This is a genomic window from Uliginosibacterium sediminicola, assembly GCF_039631295.1.
In the GTDB taxonomy this organism is placed as follows: Bacteria; Pseudomonadota; Gammaproteobacteria; order Burkholderiales; family Rhodocyclaceae; genus Viridibacterium; species Viridibacterium sediminicola.
This window is the reverse complement of the sequence record NZ_JBDIVE010000010.1, coordinates 28703-47218: the sequence shown is the minus strand read 5'-3', so window position 1 is coordinate 47218 and position 18516 is coordinate 28703. Positions and strand designations below refer to the sequence as shown.

Here is an 18516-nt window from a genome sequence, read left to right as displayed (position 1 = left end):
CCGCAGCGATGCGGGCCTTCTCGTTGGTGCGGCCTGACTTCAGGGCAAGCTCAGGCCTGCGCGCCGCAACAACCCTGGCTGGCGACATGCGCCCAGTGCGCGTCGTGCCACCAGTGCGGATCCGCAACCGCCAGCTGAGCCTGACCGAAATCGCTGGCATTGAGCTGCGCGGTGGGCTGGGTCGGCTGATCGAAGGGCGCCAGCAATTCATCGAAGCGATACACGCGGCCGCCGAGCATCACCGCCTGTACCTTGGCCGCGTCCTCGATGCGCATGAGCGGATCGCCCGCCACAAACACCAGATCGGCCAGGGCGCCCGCTTCAAGCACGCCAGTGCCTTGCGCCAGCACTTCGCCCGCCACGCTGGTCGCCGTGCGCAAGGCATCGACCGGACGCATGCCGAAGCGCACCATCGCACGCAGGTTCAGGTGCAAGCTGAGCCCCGGCATGACAATAGGGTAGTCGCTGCCGCAGATGATCTTCACCCCCTGCTTGTGCATGGCCAGCACGGCGTCCATCTGTCTGGCCGTCACGCGCAGCGGCTGCGCCTTGCCGGATTTGGCAATGCGCTCCAGCGCTGGCCGCTCCCAAGGCGGCAAGAGGCGCTGCACGCGTAGGTCCTTGAGCACATCGTCCGGCGTGTCGGCGAGCAGGGTCTCGATGCCGAACAAGGTCGGTGTGCGGAAGCAGCGCGCACCGGCGGCAATCGCCAGCACATCCTGATAGCCGACGCCCAGCTGACTGCCGACCCGCGAGTAGCCGAAGCGGTCGGTGCCGCCCATGTGTTCAAAGCCATCCGCGCCAAACACCACCGCCGGGAACAGGTAATGCGAGGTGATCGGCACGCCCATCGCGTGCGCCATCTCGGTCGCCTTCTGTTGCAGGTTCGGCGGCAGGCGCACATAGCACTTGATGAGGTCGTAATCGAGCGCCTTGGCACGCACGAATTCGCGCTTGAGCGCAGCTTCGTCGCGCACCGGCCGCATGCCATCCCAGAACACGCGGCTGCCTTCCAGCGCTTCGCCGGTTGCGAAATGGCGCGGGCCGATGCGCAGGCCGGCATCGACCGACTCCTTGTTCTCCAGCGTCAGATAGGCGTTCTCGCCCAAGCCCCGCGTCGTGGTGATGCCATAGGCAAGGAAGATGCGTGGTTCGCGGTCGCCGTTCTGGATGCCCATCTCGCGATGGGTGTGCATGTCATGCAAACCGGGTATCACGGTCTGCGTACTGGCATCGATCCAGCGCACGCCGCTGCGCGTCGAACGGTGTGGCTCGATGCCGACAATGCGCTGGCCGCGCACCAGGATGTCCACGTTCTCACGCGCCGTCTCGCTGCGCCCATCCCAGAAGCGGCCGGCGTGCACGACGGTCAGCCCCGGCGAGCTGGCCACCTGCCAGTGCAGGTCCAGCGGCACGGTCTCGACCTGGGTGATGCGCGTGCCATCCAGATGCGCCATGCGCAGCACGCCATGTGCGAGATAGAGCAGGCGACGGCCGTCAGCGCTGAGGCTCAGCGCATCCGCCGGCTCGTTCGACAGCGCGCGCGGCGCGCCCTCGACGCGGCCTTGCGCATCGAGCCTGGAGACATGCAGAACACCATTGAGGGTGTAAAAGAAGTGACGCCCGTCTGCCGACCACAGCGGCCCGTTCACATTGCGGATGTCGAGCGAGACGCCCGGCGCAGGTGTTTGATACAGCGTGCTGCCGTCCGCCAGCGTCACCGTCAGCAAGCAGCTGAGGCCTTCGCGATAGCGTGCCGAATACGGACGCACCGCCGCCAACGCGATCTGCTTGCCGTCCGGCGACCAATGCGGGCGCCCCGACCACACGGTCTGGCGCATCACGCGCTTGAATTCGCCCGTCGCCAGATCAATCGTCGACAGCCAGCCGTCGTGTGTATGACATGCGATCTGCTTGCCATCGGGCGACCAGCTGGCGTACTTGAGGCCCGCGAGTTCATGGGTCAGCACACGCGTCGCCTGCGTATTGAGATCGTGCAGCCAGAGCTGCATCAGGCCGCCGCGATCCGAGGCATAGACAAGCTGCTGCCCGTCTGGCGACCAGGCCGGCCCGAGCTTGGCGTAACTGTCGTGCGTCAGCTGGCGCGGCTTGGCCTGGCCGCGCTGCAGGATCCACAGCTGATTGAGCGCACCGAAGGCAATGCGCTCGCCATCGGGCGAAATCACCGGGAAGGAAATGCCGCGCACCACGCGCAGCTTGGCAGGATCGAGATCACGCACTTTGCGCACATAGTTGCGCTGCGCAGTGACATTGACCGTCGCTTCAAAGGCAATGGCCTGCGTGCGCGCATCGGCCAGTGTGCGCTGGAGGATCTTGCCATCTGCGGTGTACAGAAAGCGCTGCGCATCCAGCCAAACCACCGGCGCGGGAAAGACGTCCTGTTGCAGATCGGTGATCGCCTGGCCGGCGTGATACAGGCGGCTGCTGCGCATATCGCGCCCGCTGCCGTCGAGCACGCGCCAGGTCAGCGACTGCGCATCCGGCAACCAGGCCGGTGCGCTGGCGCCCGGACCCGCGTATTCCACCCGCAAGCTGGCCAGATCGCCACTGGCTGCAATCGAACGGATCGCACCGCCACTTGAGAAGGCGATGCGCTGCCCGTCCGGCGACCAGGCCGGTTCGCCATCCTCGTTGCCGGTCTCGACCACACGGCGCACCGCGCCGCTGGCCAGATCGATCACATAGATCGCGTAGTGGCCACTGCGATCGCTGGCGAAGGCAAGCTCGCGACCATCCGGCGAGAAGCTCGGCTCGCGGCAATCGAACTCGCCCGCCGTGAGCTGGCGCAGATCGCGGCCATCGGCATTGATCATCCACAACTGGAAGCCGCCATCGCGATAGGACTGGAAAACAATGCTGCGCCCATCCGGTGTCCATTGCGGGCGCGCGATGTCATGCAGATAGCCGCTGAGGCGCCGCGCCACACCGCCCTCGACCGGCAGGCTCCACAAGATGCCCTGCAAATCCATCGCCAGGGTTTTACGGTCGGGCGACAAGGCAATCGCCAGATTGGTCCCCTCGCGCAAGACCACTGGCGTGTCGCCCCAGGCCGGCTCGTCCGCCGGCGGTGCTTCGAGTGCCTGCACCAGGGGTGACCAGCCTTCGAGCAGCGCCGCACCCGCCAGCACGCCGAGCGAGAGGAATTGACGCCGGCTCAGCCCGGGCGGGCAATCGCAAGGGCCTTCAGGAACAGTGGACGACATGGGCGGGCCTGGAACGAAATGGCAAGTGCTGATCCTAAGCACTCCCCTGCCGCCCGGTGTCGCTATTTTGGCGCGCCCCAGCGACCCGAATGTCTACACCCGCTGGATGCAGATTTTCATGCACTGGCGCAGCGCACGGATTCCCCGAAGTGGGGCGAAAGCTATGACTAAAGTCGTAGTGCTCTGCTCAACTGTTCAGGTGTTCGAGCGCACTGGCTGGCAGCTGATCGTCCACCGTCGGCAGCACTCGCATGCTGTCCATCCGGCGCGCCAGCTGCTCCGAGAAACGCGCCACCGCCAGCGGCAGTGCGCGGCCCTTGAGCTGGCCCAGTACCAGCGGGCCGTGCGCCTGGTCGACCACATCAATGGGCCGCACGGCGAAGTCCGGATCATCGCGCCAGCGCAGGGCGCCGATGTCGACCTGGAAGCTGATCAACTCGCTGTCCTTGACCATACCGGCCAGCAATTCGAAGGAGTTCGATTCGATCACCGGATTAGGCCGTGTCGAGCCACGCGCGAGGACTTCGTCGATGATCTCGCGACCCGAGTAGCTGCGCTCGGGCAGCGCCAGGTCGTACATCAGGCAGTCACGCACGCGCACGGTCTCTTTCTTGGCCAGCGGATGGTCGTGCGCCATCACGGCGACAAGGTTCTGGCCAATCGACATCACCGGTTGCAGCTCGGCCGCGTGTGGCGGGCGGAACACCAGGATGAGGTCGGTTTCATAGGCGATCAGCTGGCGGATCGCAGCGGTGTGATCACACACCGTGACGGTGAATTTGACCAGCGGATGCTTGCTGCGGAATTCGCGCAGCTCACGCTGCAGAAAGCCGCTGGCAGCGGCCTGGCTGACCGCGATGCGCACCTCGCCACGCCGCAGGCCGGAGAGCGCTTCGATGTGCGAATAGACGCGGCGCAGTTCGGATTGCTGGTTCTTGATCCAGCCGATGAACACCTCGCCCGCGGCGGTCAGATGCATGCCCGAGGACGTACGTTCGAACAAGGCCGCACCGAGATCGGATTCGACATCCTGAATCCTTCGCAACAATGCCGAAGGCGTAACGTGCAAACGTTCAGCTGCCTGCCTGACCGACCCAACCCGTGCGACCTCTTCGAGGTAACGCCATACCCGCATGTTCCGCAATGCCATGTTCTGCTCCAGCTGCAATAAAGGCAACACGCACCCGCCGAATTTGCACCCCTCAGCATCACGCGATCCATTAACTTGATCAACAGGACGGCTCTGGCATGCAAGTGGCTAAGTGCCAAAGTGCGTAGTGAAAACAAACCAACGCACATTGATCTAAAGCAACCGCAATGCCATGCACGCCCACCGATGATCAAACAAGACTCGCGCGGACAAAATCATGCAACTGGAACTCAGGGATAAGGTTGTCATCATCACAGGGCCAGAGTCGGGCCTGGGGCCGGCCATTGCGCTGGCCTTTGCACAAGAGAACTGCCGCCTGGTGCTCGCCTGCAACGATCTGGAGAGTATCGACGCGGTAGCCATGAAAACCCGCAGCCTCGGCGTGCAGGTGTTGCCGGTGCTCTGCGATGTCACGCGACCAGAAGACACCGACCGCATGGCCGAACTGGCGATCCAGCAATTCGGCCAGATCGATGTGCTGGTCAATGTCGCCGGCAGCATCGGCCCGATTGGCGACACCACCTGGAACACCTCGCCCGCCGAGTTCAATCGCACCCTGGAGCTCAATCTGTCCGGCTGCTTCAACACCATGCGCGCCGTACTGCCGCGCATGATCGCGCGGCGCTACGGCAAGGTCGTCAATGTTGGCGGCACCTTCGGCATGCGCGGTCGCGCCGGCCGCATGGCCTACTCGGCCTCCAAGTGGGGCCTGCGTGGTGTGACCAAGTCCGCCGCGCTGGAAGCCGGCCCCTACAACATCAATGTCAATCTCGTCGCGCCGGGCATGGTCGACGATGAGCAGTACCGCAACAAGTTCATCCCGGAGGCGATGCGCCGCTTCGGCCTCAACGCCGACGACGCGGCCCAGCGCCAAGCCGAGGAATACGCCCTGCGCCGCGTCAGCACCGATATCGATGTGGCCAATGCCTGCCTGTTCCTGGCCTCCGATATGTCGCGCCAGATCACCGGTATCGACCTGCCGGTCGACGGCGGCTGGGCGGCGCTCTGAACGATGGACCCACACCACACCGACCCGCTGTTCGCACGCGTCTATACGCAACCGGGCGAGCAGCCCGCACGGGGGCCCAGCAGCCTGCAGCTGGCCGCTGGCCGCATCGCGCAGATCAGCGCCCTGAGCGATCTGCCCGCCAGCGCACGCCATCACCTCGCCCTGCCCGCGCTGGCTAATGCACATGATCACGGTCGCGGCCTGCGCACGCTCGCCTTCGGCGCGCAAGACCAGGCGCTGGAAACCTGGCTGACCGAGCTAGCCTACGAGCCACGCGTCGACCCGTATCTGCGCGCCGTGGTGGCTTTTGCGCGCATGGTCGAGTCGGGCATCTGCGCCGCCAATCATTGCCATAACACGCAGGATGGTCGCCAGCTGCTTGCCGAAGCCGAAGCGGTGTCGCGCGCAGCGCGCGACGTCGGCATCCGCATCGCCTTCGCCGTGCCGTTTGCTGGACGTAATTCTGTGGTTTATGGCCCGCTGGAGCCGCTGCTCAAGCAGCTCCCCGCCACCGACCACGCACGCGTGCACGCCATGCGCCGCCCCTCGCGCAGCCTGCAGGAGAACATGCAGCTGGTCGAACAGATCGCCGCGCTGGAGCACGAATTCTTCAGCGTGCAGTACGGTCCGGTCGGCCCGCAATGGCTGGACGATGGCGCCCTGCTGGCCATCGCCCAAGCATCGGCTGCAGATGGCCGGCGCGTGCACATGCACCTGTTCGAAACACGCCCGCAGCGCGACTGGGCCGACGCCCACTACAAGCACGGCCTGATCCAGCACCTCGACAGCATCGGTCTGCTCTCGCCGCGCCTGACCATCGCGCACGCCGTCTGGCTCAGCCTGGATGAATGCCGCCTGCTGGCCGAGCGCGGGGTGACGGTATCAGCCAATCTGTCGTCGAACATGCGCCTGCGTTCCGGCGTGCCAGCCTGGCGCAACTACCTCGATGCCGGCCTCAAGTTCGGCATCGGCCTGGACGGCATGAGCTGCGATGATGACGAAGACATGCTGCGCGAACTGCGCCTGGCCTGGCGACACCTGGGCACACAATGCAGCGCCAATGAGTTCAGCCTCGCTGACTTGTTCGAAGCCGCCTGCGTGACCGGCCGTTACAGCATCACCGGTGCCGATGGCGGCGGGCGCATCGCGGCCGGCGCGCCGGCGGACTTCATCGTGCTCGACACACAGCGCCTCTACAGCGATGTGCTCGACCCGGCACGCAGCGATGAGCTGAACCTGATCCTCGCCCGCGCCAGCAAGCGCGACATTGCCCGCGTGGTGATTGCCGGGCGCACTGTAGCGCAAGACGGACGCTGCGTGACGGTCGATTTGCCGGCGCTCGAAGCGCGCCTGCTCGAAGATGCACGGCAAGCCATGCTCGCGGCGCCAGTCGATGCGGCGGCCGTGTCACGCCTGCGTGACGCGGTCGCGCATTACTACGCCCACGAAGCGCTGCACTGCGCCTGCGGTGACAGCACGGCCGACTGATTCAGACCAGCTGCTCGTACACCAGGGCAGCGAGGCGTTCGATGGCGGCATCGACCTCGGCCGTGAACTGGATGCCGCAATTGATGCGCAAGTAATTGTCATAGCGGCTGGAGTTGCTGAAGATCCAGCCCGGCGCAACGCGAATGCCTTCGCGCAGCGCTTGCTCGAACAGCGCATGCGGCGAGCGGATCGGCGGCAGCTGCACCCACAGCAGCATGCCGCCGCGTGGCATGCTCAGGCGGGTGCCGGCCGGAAAGTGCGCGGCAATCGATTCGGCCGTGCGCTCCCGCCGCTCGCGCAGCAGATTGCGCAGGCGCGTCATGTGGCGGTCGTAAGCGCTGCTGGCCATGAACTCGCCGACCGTCAGCTGCGACAGCGCATCATTCGGGCGGCTCTGCGCAAACTTCAGCATCTTGATCCGTGCATGCCAGCGCCCGCCCGTAATCCAGCCCAGACGCATGCCCGGTGCCAGGGTCTTGTGCAGCGAGGCGCAGTAGATGACGGTGCCATCGGTGTCCCAGGACTGCACGGCACGCAGCGACTGTTCGGCATCGCACAGCGCGCTGTAGCTGTCGTCTTCGATCAACGCCTTGCCATGCTCGGCGCACAGCGCGACGAGGCGCTCCTTATGCGCGTCGGGCATCACGCTGCCGAGCGGATTCTGGAAATTGGGCACCACCACCACGGCGCGGATCGAAGGCTGGGTCTGCAAGGCCAGCTCCAGCGCCTCGATCGACATGCCGGTGTGCGGGCTGGTCGGGATCTCGATGCTGCGCAAGCCCAGGCTTTGCACGATCTGCAGCAGGCCGAAATAGCACGGCGATTCGACCGCGACGGTATCGCCAGCTTGTGTCACCGCGCGCAACGCCAGATTCACCGCCTCGGTACAGCCGTGGGTAACGACGATGTCATCCGGCGTGAGGCGCATGCCGTGGTCCAGCGCACGCCGCGCCAGCACGGCGCGAAAACCGCTCTCGCCATGCCAGGGCGTGGGCTCGACGAGCACTTCGGGGTGGCTGCGCAGCGCACGCGTGGCGGCGTGCTTGAGGGCTTCGGTCGGGTAGGCATCGGGCGAGCCGAAGGCCTGGGCCAGATTGGTCTTGAGCGGGTAGAGCTCGCAACTGGCGATGAATTCCGACACCCGCTCATGAATGCCGAGGTACTGCGCGGCATCGAGCTGCAGCGGCTGTTCCGGTTCGCTGTTCGGTTGCAGGCTGACGCGGCGCGGGCGGCGCACGAAGTAACCGGAGCGCGGGCGCGCCTCCAGCCAGCCCTTGTCTTCCAGGTAGTGGCAGGCCTGCAGGGCGGTCGACAAGCTGACCTTGTGCAGGCGGGTGAGGCTGCGCACCGAGGGCATGCGATCCCCCGGCGTCAGCGATCCTGATTCGATGGCGCCCTGGTAATGCGAGGCAAGGCGCAGGTAAAGCAGCTGTGTATCGTCCGGCAAACTCATGGCTCATCATCACCTGTGGCGGCACAACAGAACAGATACAGAGGAGGCCGTATTTGACCATAACAGATGCTGACAAGTCGCCCTGATCTGGCAAACAAAGCCAATTGCTGTGTCTGTTTCGCTGCGATACCGAAGCCTATTCTGGGGCTCGATACATCCGTTGCGGAGCAGCAAATGAGCAGCATTTCGAAGGACCAGACTTCAGCACCTCAGCAGGGCGCATCGCGCGCCATCAGCATCCCGGCCGGCGCCATCGCCAGTCTTTATCTCGAAGCAGGCAGCCAGCTGATCTGCACCGAAGGCTATGTGCAGTTCGAGCTTCCGCCGCAGTGGCTGGGCGCCAGCATGCTGGCGCTCGTACGTGAGTTGGGCGCCGGCGACACGACAACGCTCGACAAGGGCGGCTGGTTGCGACTCCAGGCACGGCGCCAATGCGAGCTGATGGTCATTGAGCCAGCTCCACGCATCGCGTTCACGACACGTGTGCTGGCCTGGAGCAAGTCATGGGGATTACGCCAGGCGCAGGCGCACGGCATCAAGCCGGCGTAAGCAGAGGGCAGCCTATGCTACGGCGCCCGAAGAGGCCTGCGAGCGTCACGCCTCCGACGCCCTTTTCACGGTCGGCCTGATGACGGTCCTCCGCCAGCGCTCAGAGCTTGGAGGGGCGTTCGCTGCGCGGCGGCAGGAAGCGGCGGTCAAAGACTTCGGTGAGCGCCGGCGTGCGTGTGAGATTGCTGGTGCTGACAATCAGGTCGATATTGCGCTTGAGGCGTACATCATCCACGTCGCCCAACCCGATTCTGGCGATTTCCGGGCTGCTCATCTGCAGCTTGTACGTGGCGATCAGGCGCTCACGCTCGATGTTGCGATTGAGCAAGGGGTCACGCTTCATGACCAGGTCCAGGCCCGGCTCGGGATTGGCGATGACCTCCTTGATCGCGCGATTGACCGCACGCAGGAAGCCTTGCACGACTTCGGGATGGTTTTTGACGATCTGCTGCGAGAAGAACAGCGTATTGGAATACGAATCCACACCTGAATCAGCGTACTTGATGAAACGCAGCTCCTTGTCTGGATCGATACCAATGGCTTTGGCACTGAAAGCCACGGTCAGCATGAAGCCGAAGGCGCCATCGATCTGATCGCGCATCAGCATCTGTTCGCGCAGATTAGGCGCCATATTGGTGATATTCACTTTGCTGCTATCGACCCCAGCCGCTTTGGCCACCACCGGGAACAGCTTGAGCGCCGCATCGTTGCCCGGACCACCCAGGGTGTGTCCCTCAAAATCCTTCAGCGTCTTGTAGGGACTATTCGCTTTGACTGCGACGACGTAAGGGGTGACGTTGTACATCATGTACACAGCAACCGGCGCGCTCGCCGGAAACTTGGAGGCCATCTCGATAATCGCACCCAGGTCACCATAGCCAACGTCGTAGGCACCGCTGGCCACTTTGGGAATCGATGCCGCCGAGCCCTCACCCGAATCAATTTGCACATCCAGCCCTTCGGCCTTGAAGTAGCCCTTCTCCTGGGCCAGGAAGAACCAGGCTTGCGGCCCTTCGAACTTCCAGTTGAGGGTCATTTTCAGCTTGGTTTCAGCACTGGCACTCGTTGGCAACAAAGCCAGCGAAGCCGTCAGCGCAAAGACCAGCGCCGCACAGGAACGGGCAAATTTCATGGTGCTTCCTTTAGGGTTGAGCGTGAGAAGGTGAATCGGAGCGCGCAGACAAGGCCGCGTGAAGCGCGGCGCTGTCGGTGATGAAGCCATGCAACAGCCGGACAAGAAAATGAATGCTGTCGCTGACGTAGGGCGGTGAAGGCGTGTCGCAGGCATCACGCAGCAGCAGGCAGTCGTAGCCGAGAAAGCCGGCGTCCTGCAGCGTCGAGAACACACAACGGTCGGTGTTGATGCCGGCAAACAGCAAGCTGGTGATGCCTTGTGCGCGCAACACGCCATCGAGCTCACTGTCGTAAAAGCCGGACAGGCGATGCTTGTCGACGCAGATGTCCGCCTCGGCGGCAGTCAATTCGTCGATTCTGGCGGCACCCCAGCTGCCACGCACCAGCGCTGCGCCATGATCTTCCGGCGACACTTCGCCATAGCCCGTATTGCTCGCCTTGCCAGCCTTGCCTTTGTAGAGAACACCGGGTGGCAAGTTGGCGCGATCCGCGCGGATCCCCCAGTTGAGCCACAGCACACGCCCGCCCGCGGCACGCCAGGGCGGCAGCAGTGCGCTGAGGGTATTGATCGGTCGGCGGGCGGCGCTGATATCAAAGCCGCGTTGCGCGAACCAGCCCTGCGGATGGCAGAAATCGTTCTGCATATCAACGATCACCAGCGCACTGCGCGCCAGATCGATTTCCAGCGTCGCCGGTTCAGCCTGCAAGTGCAGTGGCTGCGCTACGGGGGTCTGGCGCAGCAGGCTGACATGCTGGCTGTTGCCGACCCACGCATTGTGTGTCGCGCCAAAACTTGCCAGGGGTTCGAAGGGTTCGCGCGTGCTCGACATGAGTGCAGCGTAGCTCGACCGGCTGCTGCGGTCTGCCGCTGCTTTTTCAATGCCGCGTTGCCCCCAGTGCAACGCTCAGCATCGCGCGCTTCAACTGATCTGCTGCGCCAGAGTTTGGCGCAAGACTTCCGCAAAGCGCAGTGCCGGCAGCGGCAGGTGGCGGCCCTTGAGCTGCGCCAGCAGCAGCGGACGTGAGCTCAGGCCGCGATCTTCAATGTCACGCGCCGTCACGCCATCTTGCGCGCGCGCCAAAGCGGTACCGACCTGGATCTGGAATGAGATGGCATCGTTGCCGCGCACAAAGTTGCGCAGCATTTCAAAAGAATTGGACTCAAGTACCACGTTCGGCATCAGCGAACTGCGCGCAAAGAAGCCGTCCAGCAAAATACGGCCGCCCAGGCTATTGTCGGGCAGCGCCAGCGGATAACTCAGGCAGTCGCGCATGCGCAGTGAGCTCAGCTGCGCCAGCGGATGATTGGCTGCCATGACGGCACACATGCGTTGCTCCAGCTCCTGCAGCGCCGTGATGTCGGCCGTCGGCTGTACGTTGTAGACCAGCGCCAGATCGGCTTCGAAATCCCGCAGCGCCTGTATGGCAAGATTGTGATCACAAATGCGGACAGTGAAATTGACGCCAGGATTATCGGCGCGAAAGCGCGTGATGATGTCCGGGAACAGTGAGAAGGCCAAGGCCTGGCTGGCCGCGATGCTGACCGTTCCACGGTGCATGCCTTTGAGCTGGGCGATCTCGCCATGCAGGCGCTCGAAGTCAGCGCGCTGGCTGCGCGCGTGCTGCAGGAACAGCTCCCCCGCCGCTGTCGGACGCATGCCGCGCGCATGACGCTCGAACAGTTCGGCGCCCAGATCTTCCTCCAGATCTTGCAAGCGCCGGTCCAGCGCGGATGGCGTGATGAACAGGCCTTCGGCCGCCTTGCGGATGGAGCCGCTGCGCGCAATGGCGTCGATGTAATTGAAGATGCGCAGGTAGTGCAAGGTCATGAGATTTTTACTGTTGCAGAAAATTCAACACGGCTTTACCAACATGGCACTGGAAGTGCTGCACCGAGCGCAGCAAGATCAATGCCCTGTAGATCCTGAATCGAACGCCAATCACGGTAATGACATGACTCAACATATCGATGTGTTCAAATTGCCGTGCAAGGGCCCGGCTGACCTGAGCGCGGCACAAGCGCTGCTTGACGCCGGCCTGTTACGCGCGCAGGACATTGTTGCTGTCCTCGGCAAAACCGAAGGCAATGGCTGCGTCAATGACTTCACCCGCGATTACGCCACGCGCGCCTGGTGCGATTTGCTGGCGCCACACCTGGGCATCTCCAGCACGGCCGTGCACGCGCGTGTCGCACTCGTCATGTCGGGCGGTACCGAGGGCGTACTGGCACCACATTTCACGGTGTTTGCACGGCGTCATGACGATGCCGCCGCGGGTGCGAACAAGCGCCTGGCAGTCGGCGTGGCATTCACCCGTGACTTTCTGCCCGAAGAGCTGGGCCGGCTGGCGCAAGTGCGCGCAACGCAGGACGCCGTGCGCAGCGCCATGGCCGATGCCGGCATCGAAGACGCGAGCGACGTACATTTCGTGCAGATCAAGTGCCCGCTGCTGACGGCCGAAAAAATCCGTGCGGCGCAAGAACGCGGCGTCGATACCGTCACGCACGACACCTACGAATCAATGGGCGCCTCACGTGCAGCCTCCGCCCTGGGCGTCGCCTGCGCACTCGGCGAAATTGACGCCAGCACGCTGCGCGATGAGCACATCCAGCGGGACTGGTCACTGTATTCCACCGTCGCATCCACCTCCTCAGGCATCGAACTCGATAACAATGTGCTGGTCGTGCTGGGCATGAGCCGACACGCCCGCAGCGACTACGTGATCGCCCACGGACAGATGCGTGACGCCATCGACGTGGCGGGCGTGCGCCACTGCTTGCGCGACAACTTCGGCATTGATCCGGATACGCAAGCGGCGTTGCTGCGCGAGCGCTTCGTCAATGTATTCGCCAAAGCAGAAGCCTCGCCAGATGGCCAGCTGCGCGGTGCGCGTCACACCATGCTCAACGACTCGGACATCAACGCCACGCGCCATGCGCGTGCGGCGGTTGGTGCGGCGCTGGCCTCGGTGCTGGGCGACACGGCACTCTACGTTTCCGGTGGTGCCGAGCATCAGGGCCCCGCAGGCGGCGGCCCCTTTGCACTGATCATGAAAGCGCAGGACTCAGACACAAGCAATTGAATCCGCTGCGCCGACGCAGACCGTCAAGCCAGCGTAAAACGAACCTCCTGCGCGCCCTCCCACAGGCACTTGAGGCCCAGGGCGCGCAGATTTTCCTTGCCTTCGACAATGGTCAGAAAATGATTGCCGGCCAATTGACCGAGCTTGCTGGAGAAGGAGCAGGCACCATAGGCGAGGATGATTTCGGTCTCGCTGTAGCCGCCCGGATAGAACAGCACATCGCCCACCGAGGGGTGGCTGGTGTGGTTCTCGAAATCGACACCCAGCTTGAAGTCGCCCATCGGAATCCAGCAGCCCTCGCCGCTCCAGCGCACGTGGATAAGCTCTTGCTCATAGGGCAGCAGCTTGACGAAAGCGGCCACGGTCTGCGGCGCCTCGTCGTGGGTTTCGGCGATGAACTCAAAACCACCGGCGGAAATTCGGATGCGTATCATGTCGGATCTCGTATTCAATTTGACTGGCCAGCAGGTGGTCGCGCTGCTGGCGTGTTGTGATTCGGCAAGCCCGGTTCAGCTTTTGACCGGGAACCACTTTTCGACCTTGGGCATCTCCCAGGTCTGCATGCGTTCGAGCAGCGACGACGGATCGGCATCGATCATCAGCATGTCGGCATGCTCCTGACGCATGAACTCTTCTTGCGCAGCGTGATTGAGCATAGCGCGCATCGGCTCGAAGAAGCCATTGATGTTGAGCGCACCACAGGCTTTGAGGTGATCGCCCAGCTGGGTCAGCGTCACCGCCTCGAACAATTCCTCATAGGTGCCCATGCCGCCGGGCAGGGCGATGAAGGCATCGGCCAGCTCCGCCATGCGCGCCTTGCGGCTCTTCATGTCGGCGGTGATTTCGTGGCGCGTCAGCCCTGTGTGCAGATGACCGCGCTCGTACAAGCGCTGGCTGATCACGCCATGCGCCGTACCGCCAGCGGCCAGTACCGCATCGGCCACCACACCCATCAAGCCCTTGTGGGTGCCGCCATAGACCAGGCTGATGCCTTGCTCGGCCAGCGTGCGACCCAGCGCACGCGCGCCTTCGGCATAGGCCTCCGAAATGCCGAAATTGGAGCCACAGAACACCGCAACGCTTTTGAATTTCATGGAATCCCCGCTAATGACTCAGTGTGCCGGCGTCACCGCATCGACCTGCGGCAACGCATTTTGCGGCGCATTGTCGGGCGCCTTGAGGATATTGCGCGTCGCCAGCTCAACATGCAAAGGCTTGGGCGTGGGCATCTTCTGGACGCCCTTGATCGACTTGCCCCAGCCGCGCGCAGCTTCGACCAGCGCGCCATCGCGCATGACGAAGCGGCCGCGCACCAGGGTGTGCAGCGGATAACCCATCACCGCACGACCGTTCCAGGGCGAAAGCTTGGCGATGGTCTGCAGCTTGCCATGCGAGAGGATGCCCCGGCGGTTCATGTCCACCATCACGATGTCGGCATGCGCGCCGGGAGCGATCACGCCCTTGGTGCCATACAGGCCCCAGGCCTTGGCCGGCGCCACCGAACTCCAGCGCACGTAGTCCATCAGGCTGGCGCGGCCCTTGTTCACTTCGCTGAGCATCAGGGCCATCTGCGTTTCCACGCCGGGGAAGCCACAGTCGCATTCCCAGATGTTCTCCTTGAGCTTCTCGTCAATGGCGTGCGGTGCGTGGTCGGTGGCGATCATGTCGACTGTGCCATCCATCAGCGCATCCCACAGCGGCTGATTGTGGCGCGCATCGCGGATCGGCGGGTTCAGGCGCAGCAGGCCACCGAGGCGCAGGACATCATCGGTGTTGAGCAGCAGGTATTGCGGGCAGGTCTCGACCGTAATGTCGACGCCCCGCGCCTTGGCCTCGCGCACCAGCCACAGCGCATCGGCCGAACTCTTGTGGGCGATGTGCACGCGCGCGCCGGTCCATTCCGAGAAGTGGATGATGCGGCTGACCGCTTCGATCTCGCACACTTCGGGACGCGCGGCCAGATGCGCCTGCGCGTCGATGCGCCCGGCTTCGATCATGCGCTGCTGGCGGCGCGCCATGATCGAGGAATTCTCGGCATGCACCACGGTGCGAATGCCCAGCGGCGCGAGGATCTCGAAAGCCTCCAGCAAGGCGCCATCGCTCGGCGCCGGCAGATTGCCGAAGGTGTTGCCGACAAAGGCCTTGAAACTGGTCGCGCCGTGTTCGAGCAGATCTTCCAGATGGCCAACGGTATCGTCACCGAGCAGCGCGTGGATGCCGAAGTCGACGTAGGAAGCTTCCGCCGCGCGCAGCTTCATCTGCAGGGCTTCCACCGTGCCGGTCGCCGGCTTGGTGTTGGGCATGTCGAAAACCGTGGTCACCCCGCCGCAGGCCGCCGCTGCCGAGCCGGTGGCCCAGGTTTCCTTGTGCGGATAGCCGGGATCGCGAAAGTGCACGTGGCTGTCGATGGCACCGGGCAGCAGATGCAGGCCATCGGCACGTACTTCTTCGCGCCCGCTGGGCATCAGGTCGTCGTGGCCGACGGCGACGATCTGACCTTCATGAATGGCCACCGAGGCGTCGATGATGGCGTCCGGCGATACGACCTTGCCGCCGCGAATGACGAGATCAACTATAGGCATGTTCTTCTCTGTGATGGAATCTGTGTTGTAAGTGCTGCAGGCTGTGCCAGAGGCGCCTCAAAGCATGGCCCAGCCGCCATCGACGGGCAGATCGACGCCCGTCACCTGGCGCGTCACCTCGCTGGCCAGCAGCAGGCAGGCATTGGCGACATCGGTATCGGTCGAGATGCGGCGCAGTGCGTAATCGGCGGCGTGGCGTTCAGCCGCCTCGTCCGGCGTGATGCCCAGCTTGCTGGCCATGTTGGCGCAGACCTTGTCGCGAAAACGCGGGCCATCGACCATGCCCGGCGCCACGCAATTGACGTTGATGCCGAAGGGGCCGGCTTCCAGCGCGAAGCTCTTGGTGATGCCGCGCAAACCCCATTTGCTGGCCGAGTAAGCCATGCGCCCGGCGCGGCCACGCATGCCGAAGGTGCCGCCGACATTGACCACCTTGCCGCTGCGCTGCGCGATCATGCCCGGCAGCACCGCCTGCATGGTGTTGAAGCAGCCGGTCATGTTCAGCTGCACGATCTGGTCGAACTCTTCCTGCGTCGTCTCCCAGCCGGTCTTGCCGATCGGGCCGGAACCGCCGGCCACATTCACCAGCACATCGATGCGGCCGAAGGCGGCCAGCACCGCGCTGACCACGGCCTGCACCTCGGCGCTGCGGGTGATGTCGCAGGCGAATACCCTGGCTTCGGTGCCAGCAGCATGCAGCTCGCCGGCCACCGCATCGATAGCCTGGGTGTCGCGCCCGATCAGCGCCAGCTTGGCGCCCTCGGCGGCAAACGCCAAGCTGATGGCGCGCCCCATGCCCTTGGCCGGGCCGGTAATGAGGACCACTTTGTCTTTCAGCCCGAGATCCATGATTCGCTTTCTGAAGGGTGCATGCACTTGTTAAACATGGCGCCAGCTTAGTGCCACCCGGCGCCGCGGTCTGCCGCTGCTTTTTCAGTGCTGCGCTTCGAAAAACGCAACACGCGCCGAAAACTTCCGCTTGACAGACACGCCGCAGCCCCAAGCTGGGCCTCGCCCACACACCTTGATAACGGTCACATACGGAGGATTTTCCTGCGCAGCGCCTCAAGGAAGCCGATCTGCATCCGTAAATCCAAAGGGCCAGGTAAATCGTTTTCCGGAGACATTGCAATGCAGCTATCCATTTCACAGCGCCTGCTTTTGATGACAGGCATTTCCGCAGTGGCGCTCCTGATCGTCGGACTGGTCGGGCTGTATTCGTCTTCGGGCCTCAGCAAAGCCTTGCGCGAAGCCAATGGCGACATGATTCCCAGCATCCAGAGCATCAGCAGCATGGAAATCAATGCGCTGAAGATCCGCACCGCCCTCATGCAGCACGTGCTGGCCGCCGAAGATCCCCTGGCGCGGCGCCGTGCGACGGTGGCGGTCGATCAGGGCAAGCAGGCCCTCGAAAAGGACTTCAAGCAATACGAAACCCTGATTTCGGACGACCACGACCGCGAAATGCTGGCGCGCGACCGCCAGGCGCTCAATGACTTCCTCACCGCCATGGCGCCGGTGATCGAGAAATCCACGCAGAACGACCCCGATGCTGTGCGCAGCCTCAACAGCCGCGCCCTGACCGGCCTCAGCGACAAGCTGCTCGAAACCCTGGAGGCGCACTCGGCCTACAACGCCCGCCTGGCTGCGGAGTCCGAACAAAGCGCGGCAACGCTGTCGCAGCGCGGCGCCATCGGTAGCGGGATCGCCATCGGCCTGGCGCTGCTGATCGTCGGCGGCCTGAGCCTGCTGATGGCACGCGGCATCAAGCGCGCCGTGGCCAGCACCAGCACCACCCTGCAACGCATCGAACGCGACAATGATTTCACCCTGCGTGCACCGGTGCATGCGCAAGACGAAATCGGCGTGATGGCGGTGGCGCTCAATCGCCTGCTCGACAAGCTGCAGGCCAGCCTCAAGTCGATCTCGCAGGGCACACACCAACTGGCCTCGGCGTCCAGCGCCCTGGCAGCCAGTTCTGATCAGGTTGCCCATGCTTCGGAACAGCAAAGCCAGTCGGCGTCCAATATGGCCGCCTCGATCCAGGAACTGACGGTCAGCATCACCCACGTCGGCGAACGCGCCGGCGAAGCCAATACGCAATCGACCCAGTCGGGCGCGCTGGCCGAGCAAGGCGCGCAGGTGATCAGCCAGACCGTACACGACATCAATGACATCGCCGACACCGTGAATACTGCCGCAACGCGCATCCGCGAGCTGGAGACGCAGAGCGACCGCATCTCCTCGGTGGTGGCGGTGATTCGCGAAGTGGCCGACCAGACCAATCTGCTGGCGCTCAATGCGGCCATTGAAGCCGCACGTGCCGGCGAACAGGGGCGTGGCTTTGCGGTGGTGGCCGACGAAGTGCGCAAGCTCGCCGAGCGCACGGCCAGCTCCACCCACGAGATCTCGTCGATGGTCGAGACCGTGCGCAACAGCGCACGCACGGCGGTGGAGAGCATGGAACAATCGGTGCAGAGTGTCAGCGCCGGTGTGACGCGCGCCTCCGAAGCCGATGCGGCGATCCGCCAGATCGGCCACAGCAGCGAGCAGGCGGTGGGCATGGTGAGCGAAATCACCCACGCCATCCGCGAGCAAAGCGCGGCCAGCACCAGCATCGCCCAGCAGGTCGAACGCATTGCACGCATGGCCGAAGAGAGCAACTCGGCCGCCAGCGACAGCGCCCGTTCGGCCCGCGAGCTGGACGCGCTCGCCAGCAGCATGCAGCGCGTGGTCACCAGCTACCGTCTCTGAGCGGCACACCGGCGTGCGCAGGGCCGCCACGGCCTACTCGCACGCCGCCGGGCTCCAGCTATAATCCTGCGGACTCGCAGCATTCCCCCTGC

15 protein-coding genes are annotated in these 18516 nt (G+C 64.0%); 5 read left to right on the top strand and 10 right to left on the bottom strand.

Features of this window, described 5'->3' with window-relative positions; translation table 11 throughout:
• Positions 1 to 50: 50 nt before the first annotated feature.
• Positions 51 to 3224, bottom strand: coding sequence for a DPP IV N-terminal domain-containing protein (locus tag ABDB84_RS16155; RefSeq protein ID WP_345920792.1), 3174 nt, complete (start codon positions 3222 to 3224; stop codon positions 51 to 53).
• A gap of 187 nt (positions 3225 to 3411) precedes the next feature.
• Positions 3412 to 4374, bottom strand: a complete 963-nt coding sequence (locus ABDB84_RS16150; RefSeq protein ID WP_345920791.1) for a LysR family transcriptional regulator — start codon at positions 4372 to 4374, stop codon at positions 3412 to 3414.
• Between the two features lie 217 nt (positions 4375 to 4591).
• Here ABDB84_RS16150 and ABDB84_RS16145 point away from each other — a divergent pair, with 217 nt between their 5' ends.
• Positions 4592 to 5383: an SDR family NAD(P)-dependent oxidoreductase gene (locus ABDB84_RS16145; RefSeq protein WP_345920790.1), complete on the top strand. Its 792-nt coding sequence runs from the start codon at positions 4592 to 4594 to the stop codon at positions 5381 to 5383.
• A 3-nt stretch (positions 5384 to 5386) separates the two neighbouring features.
• A complete protein-coding gene (locus tag ABDB84_RS16140) occupies positions 5387 to 6871 on the top strand; it encodes an amidohydrolase family protein (protein ID WP_345920789.1) in 1485 nt (494 codons plus the stop codon).
• A 1-nt stretch (position 6872) separates the two neighbouring features.
• Here the strand turns inward: ABDB84_RS16140 and ABDB84_RS16135 are convergent, their stop codons facing one another.
• Positions 6873 to 8324 carry an aminotransferase-like domain-containing protein gene (locus tag ABDB84_RS16135; protein ID WP_345920788.1) on the bottom strand — a complete coding sequence of 484 codons (1452 nt, stop codon included), beginning with the start codon at positions 8322 to 8324 and terminating at the stop codon, positions 6873 to 6875.
• Between the two features lie 174 nt (positions 8325 to 8498).
• Here ABDB84_RS16135 and ABDB84_RS16130 point away from each other — a divergent pair, with 174 nt between their 5' ends.
• A complete protein-coding gene (locus tag ABDB84_RS16130) occupies positions 8499 to 8873 on the top strand; it encodes a hypothetical protein (protein WP_345920787.1) in 375 nt (124 codons plus the stop codon).
• A gap of 100 nt (positions 8874 to 8973) precedes the next feature.
• Here ABDB84_RS16130 and ABDB84_RS16125 read toward each other — a convergent pair whose 3' ends face one another.
• The 3 genes from ABDB84_RS16125 to ABDB84_RS16115 all read right to left on the bottom strand — a co-directional run bounded on the left by ABDB84_RS16125 (position 8974) and on the right by ABDB84_RS16115 (position 11836).
• Positions 8974 to 10005, bottom strand: coding sequence for an ABC transporter substrate-binding protein (locus ABDB84_RS16125; RefSeq protein ID WP_345920786.1), 1032 nt, complete (start codon positions 10003 to 10005; stop codon positions 8974 to 8976).
• A 10-nt stretch (positions 10006 to 10015) separates the two neighbouring features.
• Positions 10016 to 10837 carry a cysteine hydrolase family protein gene (locus ABDB84_RS16120; RefSeq protein WP_345920785.1) on the bottom strand — a complete coding sequence of 274 codons (822 nt, stop codon included), beginning with the start codon at positions 10835 to 10837 and terminating at the stop codon, positions 10016 to 10018.
• A 90-nt stretch (positions 10838 to 10927) separates the two neighbouring features.
• Entirely contained in the window at positions 10928 to 11836 is a 909-nt protein-coding gene (locus ABDB84_RS16115) for a LysR family transcriptional regulator (RefSeq protein WP_345920784.1), read from the bottom strand.
• Positions 11837 to 11960: 124 nt separating this feature from the next.
• Between ABDB84_RS16115 and atzD the strand changes: the two genes are divergently transcribed.
• Entirely contained in the window at positions 11961 to 13088 is a 1128-nt protein-coding gene (gene atzD / locus ABDB84_RS16110) for a cyanuric acid amidohydrolase (RefSeq protein WP_345920783.1), read from the top strand.
• 23 nt (positions 13089 to 13111) lie between these two features.
• Here atzD and ABDB84_RS16105 read toward each other — a convergent pair whose 3' ends face one another.
• The 4 genes from ABDB84_RS16105 to ABDB84_RS16090 form a co-directional block, all read right to left on the bottom strand.
• Positions 13112 to 13522 carry a DUF3830 family protein gene (locus tag ABDB84_RS16105; protein ID WP_345920782.1) on the bottom strand — a complete coding sequence of 137 codons (411 nt, stop codon included), beginning with the start codon at positions 13520 to 13522 and terminating at the stop codon, positions 13112 to 13114.
• A 75-nt stretch (positions 13523 to 13597) separates the two neighbouring features.
• Positions 13598 to 14182, bottom strand: coding sequence for an LOG family protein (locus ABDB84_RS16100; protein ID WP_345920781.1), 585 nt, complete (start codon positions 14180 to 14182; stop codon positions 13598 to 13600).
• An 18-nt stretch (positions 14183 to 14200) separates the two neighbouring features.
• Positions 14201 to 15670, bottom strand: coding sequence for a dihydroorotase (locus ABDB84_RS16095; protein WP_345920780.1), 1470 nt, complete (start codon positions 15668 to 15670; stop codon positions 14201 to 14203).
• Between the two features lie 57 nt (positions 15671 to 15727).
• Positions 15728 to 16519, bottom strand: a complete 792-nt coding sequence (locus ABDB84_RS16090; RefSeq protein WP_345920779.1) for an SDR family NAD(P)-dependent oxidoreductase — start codon at positions 16517 to 16519, stop codon at positions 15728 to 15730.
• Positions 16520 to 16801: 282 nt separating this feature from the next.
• On the opposite strand from ABDB84_RS16090, the gene ABDB84_RS16085 reads away from it, so the two are divergent.
• Positions 16802 to 18424, top strand: a complete 1623-nt coding sequence (locus tag ABDB84_RS16085) for a methyl-accepting chemotaxis protein (protein ID WP_345920778.1) — start codon at positions 16802 to 16804, stop codon at positions 18422 to 18424.
• The last annotated feature ends 92 nt before the right edge of the window (positions 18425 to 18516 follow it).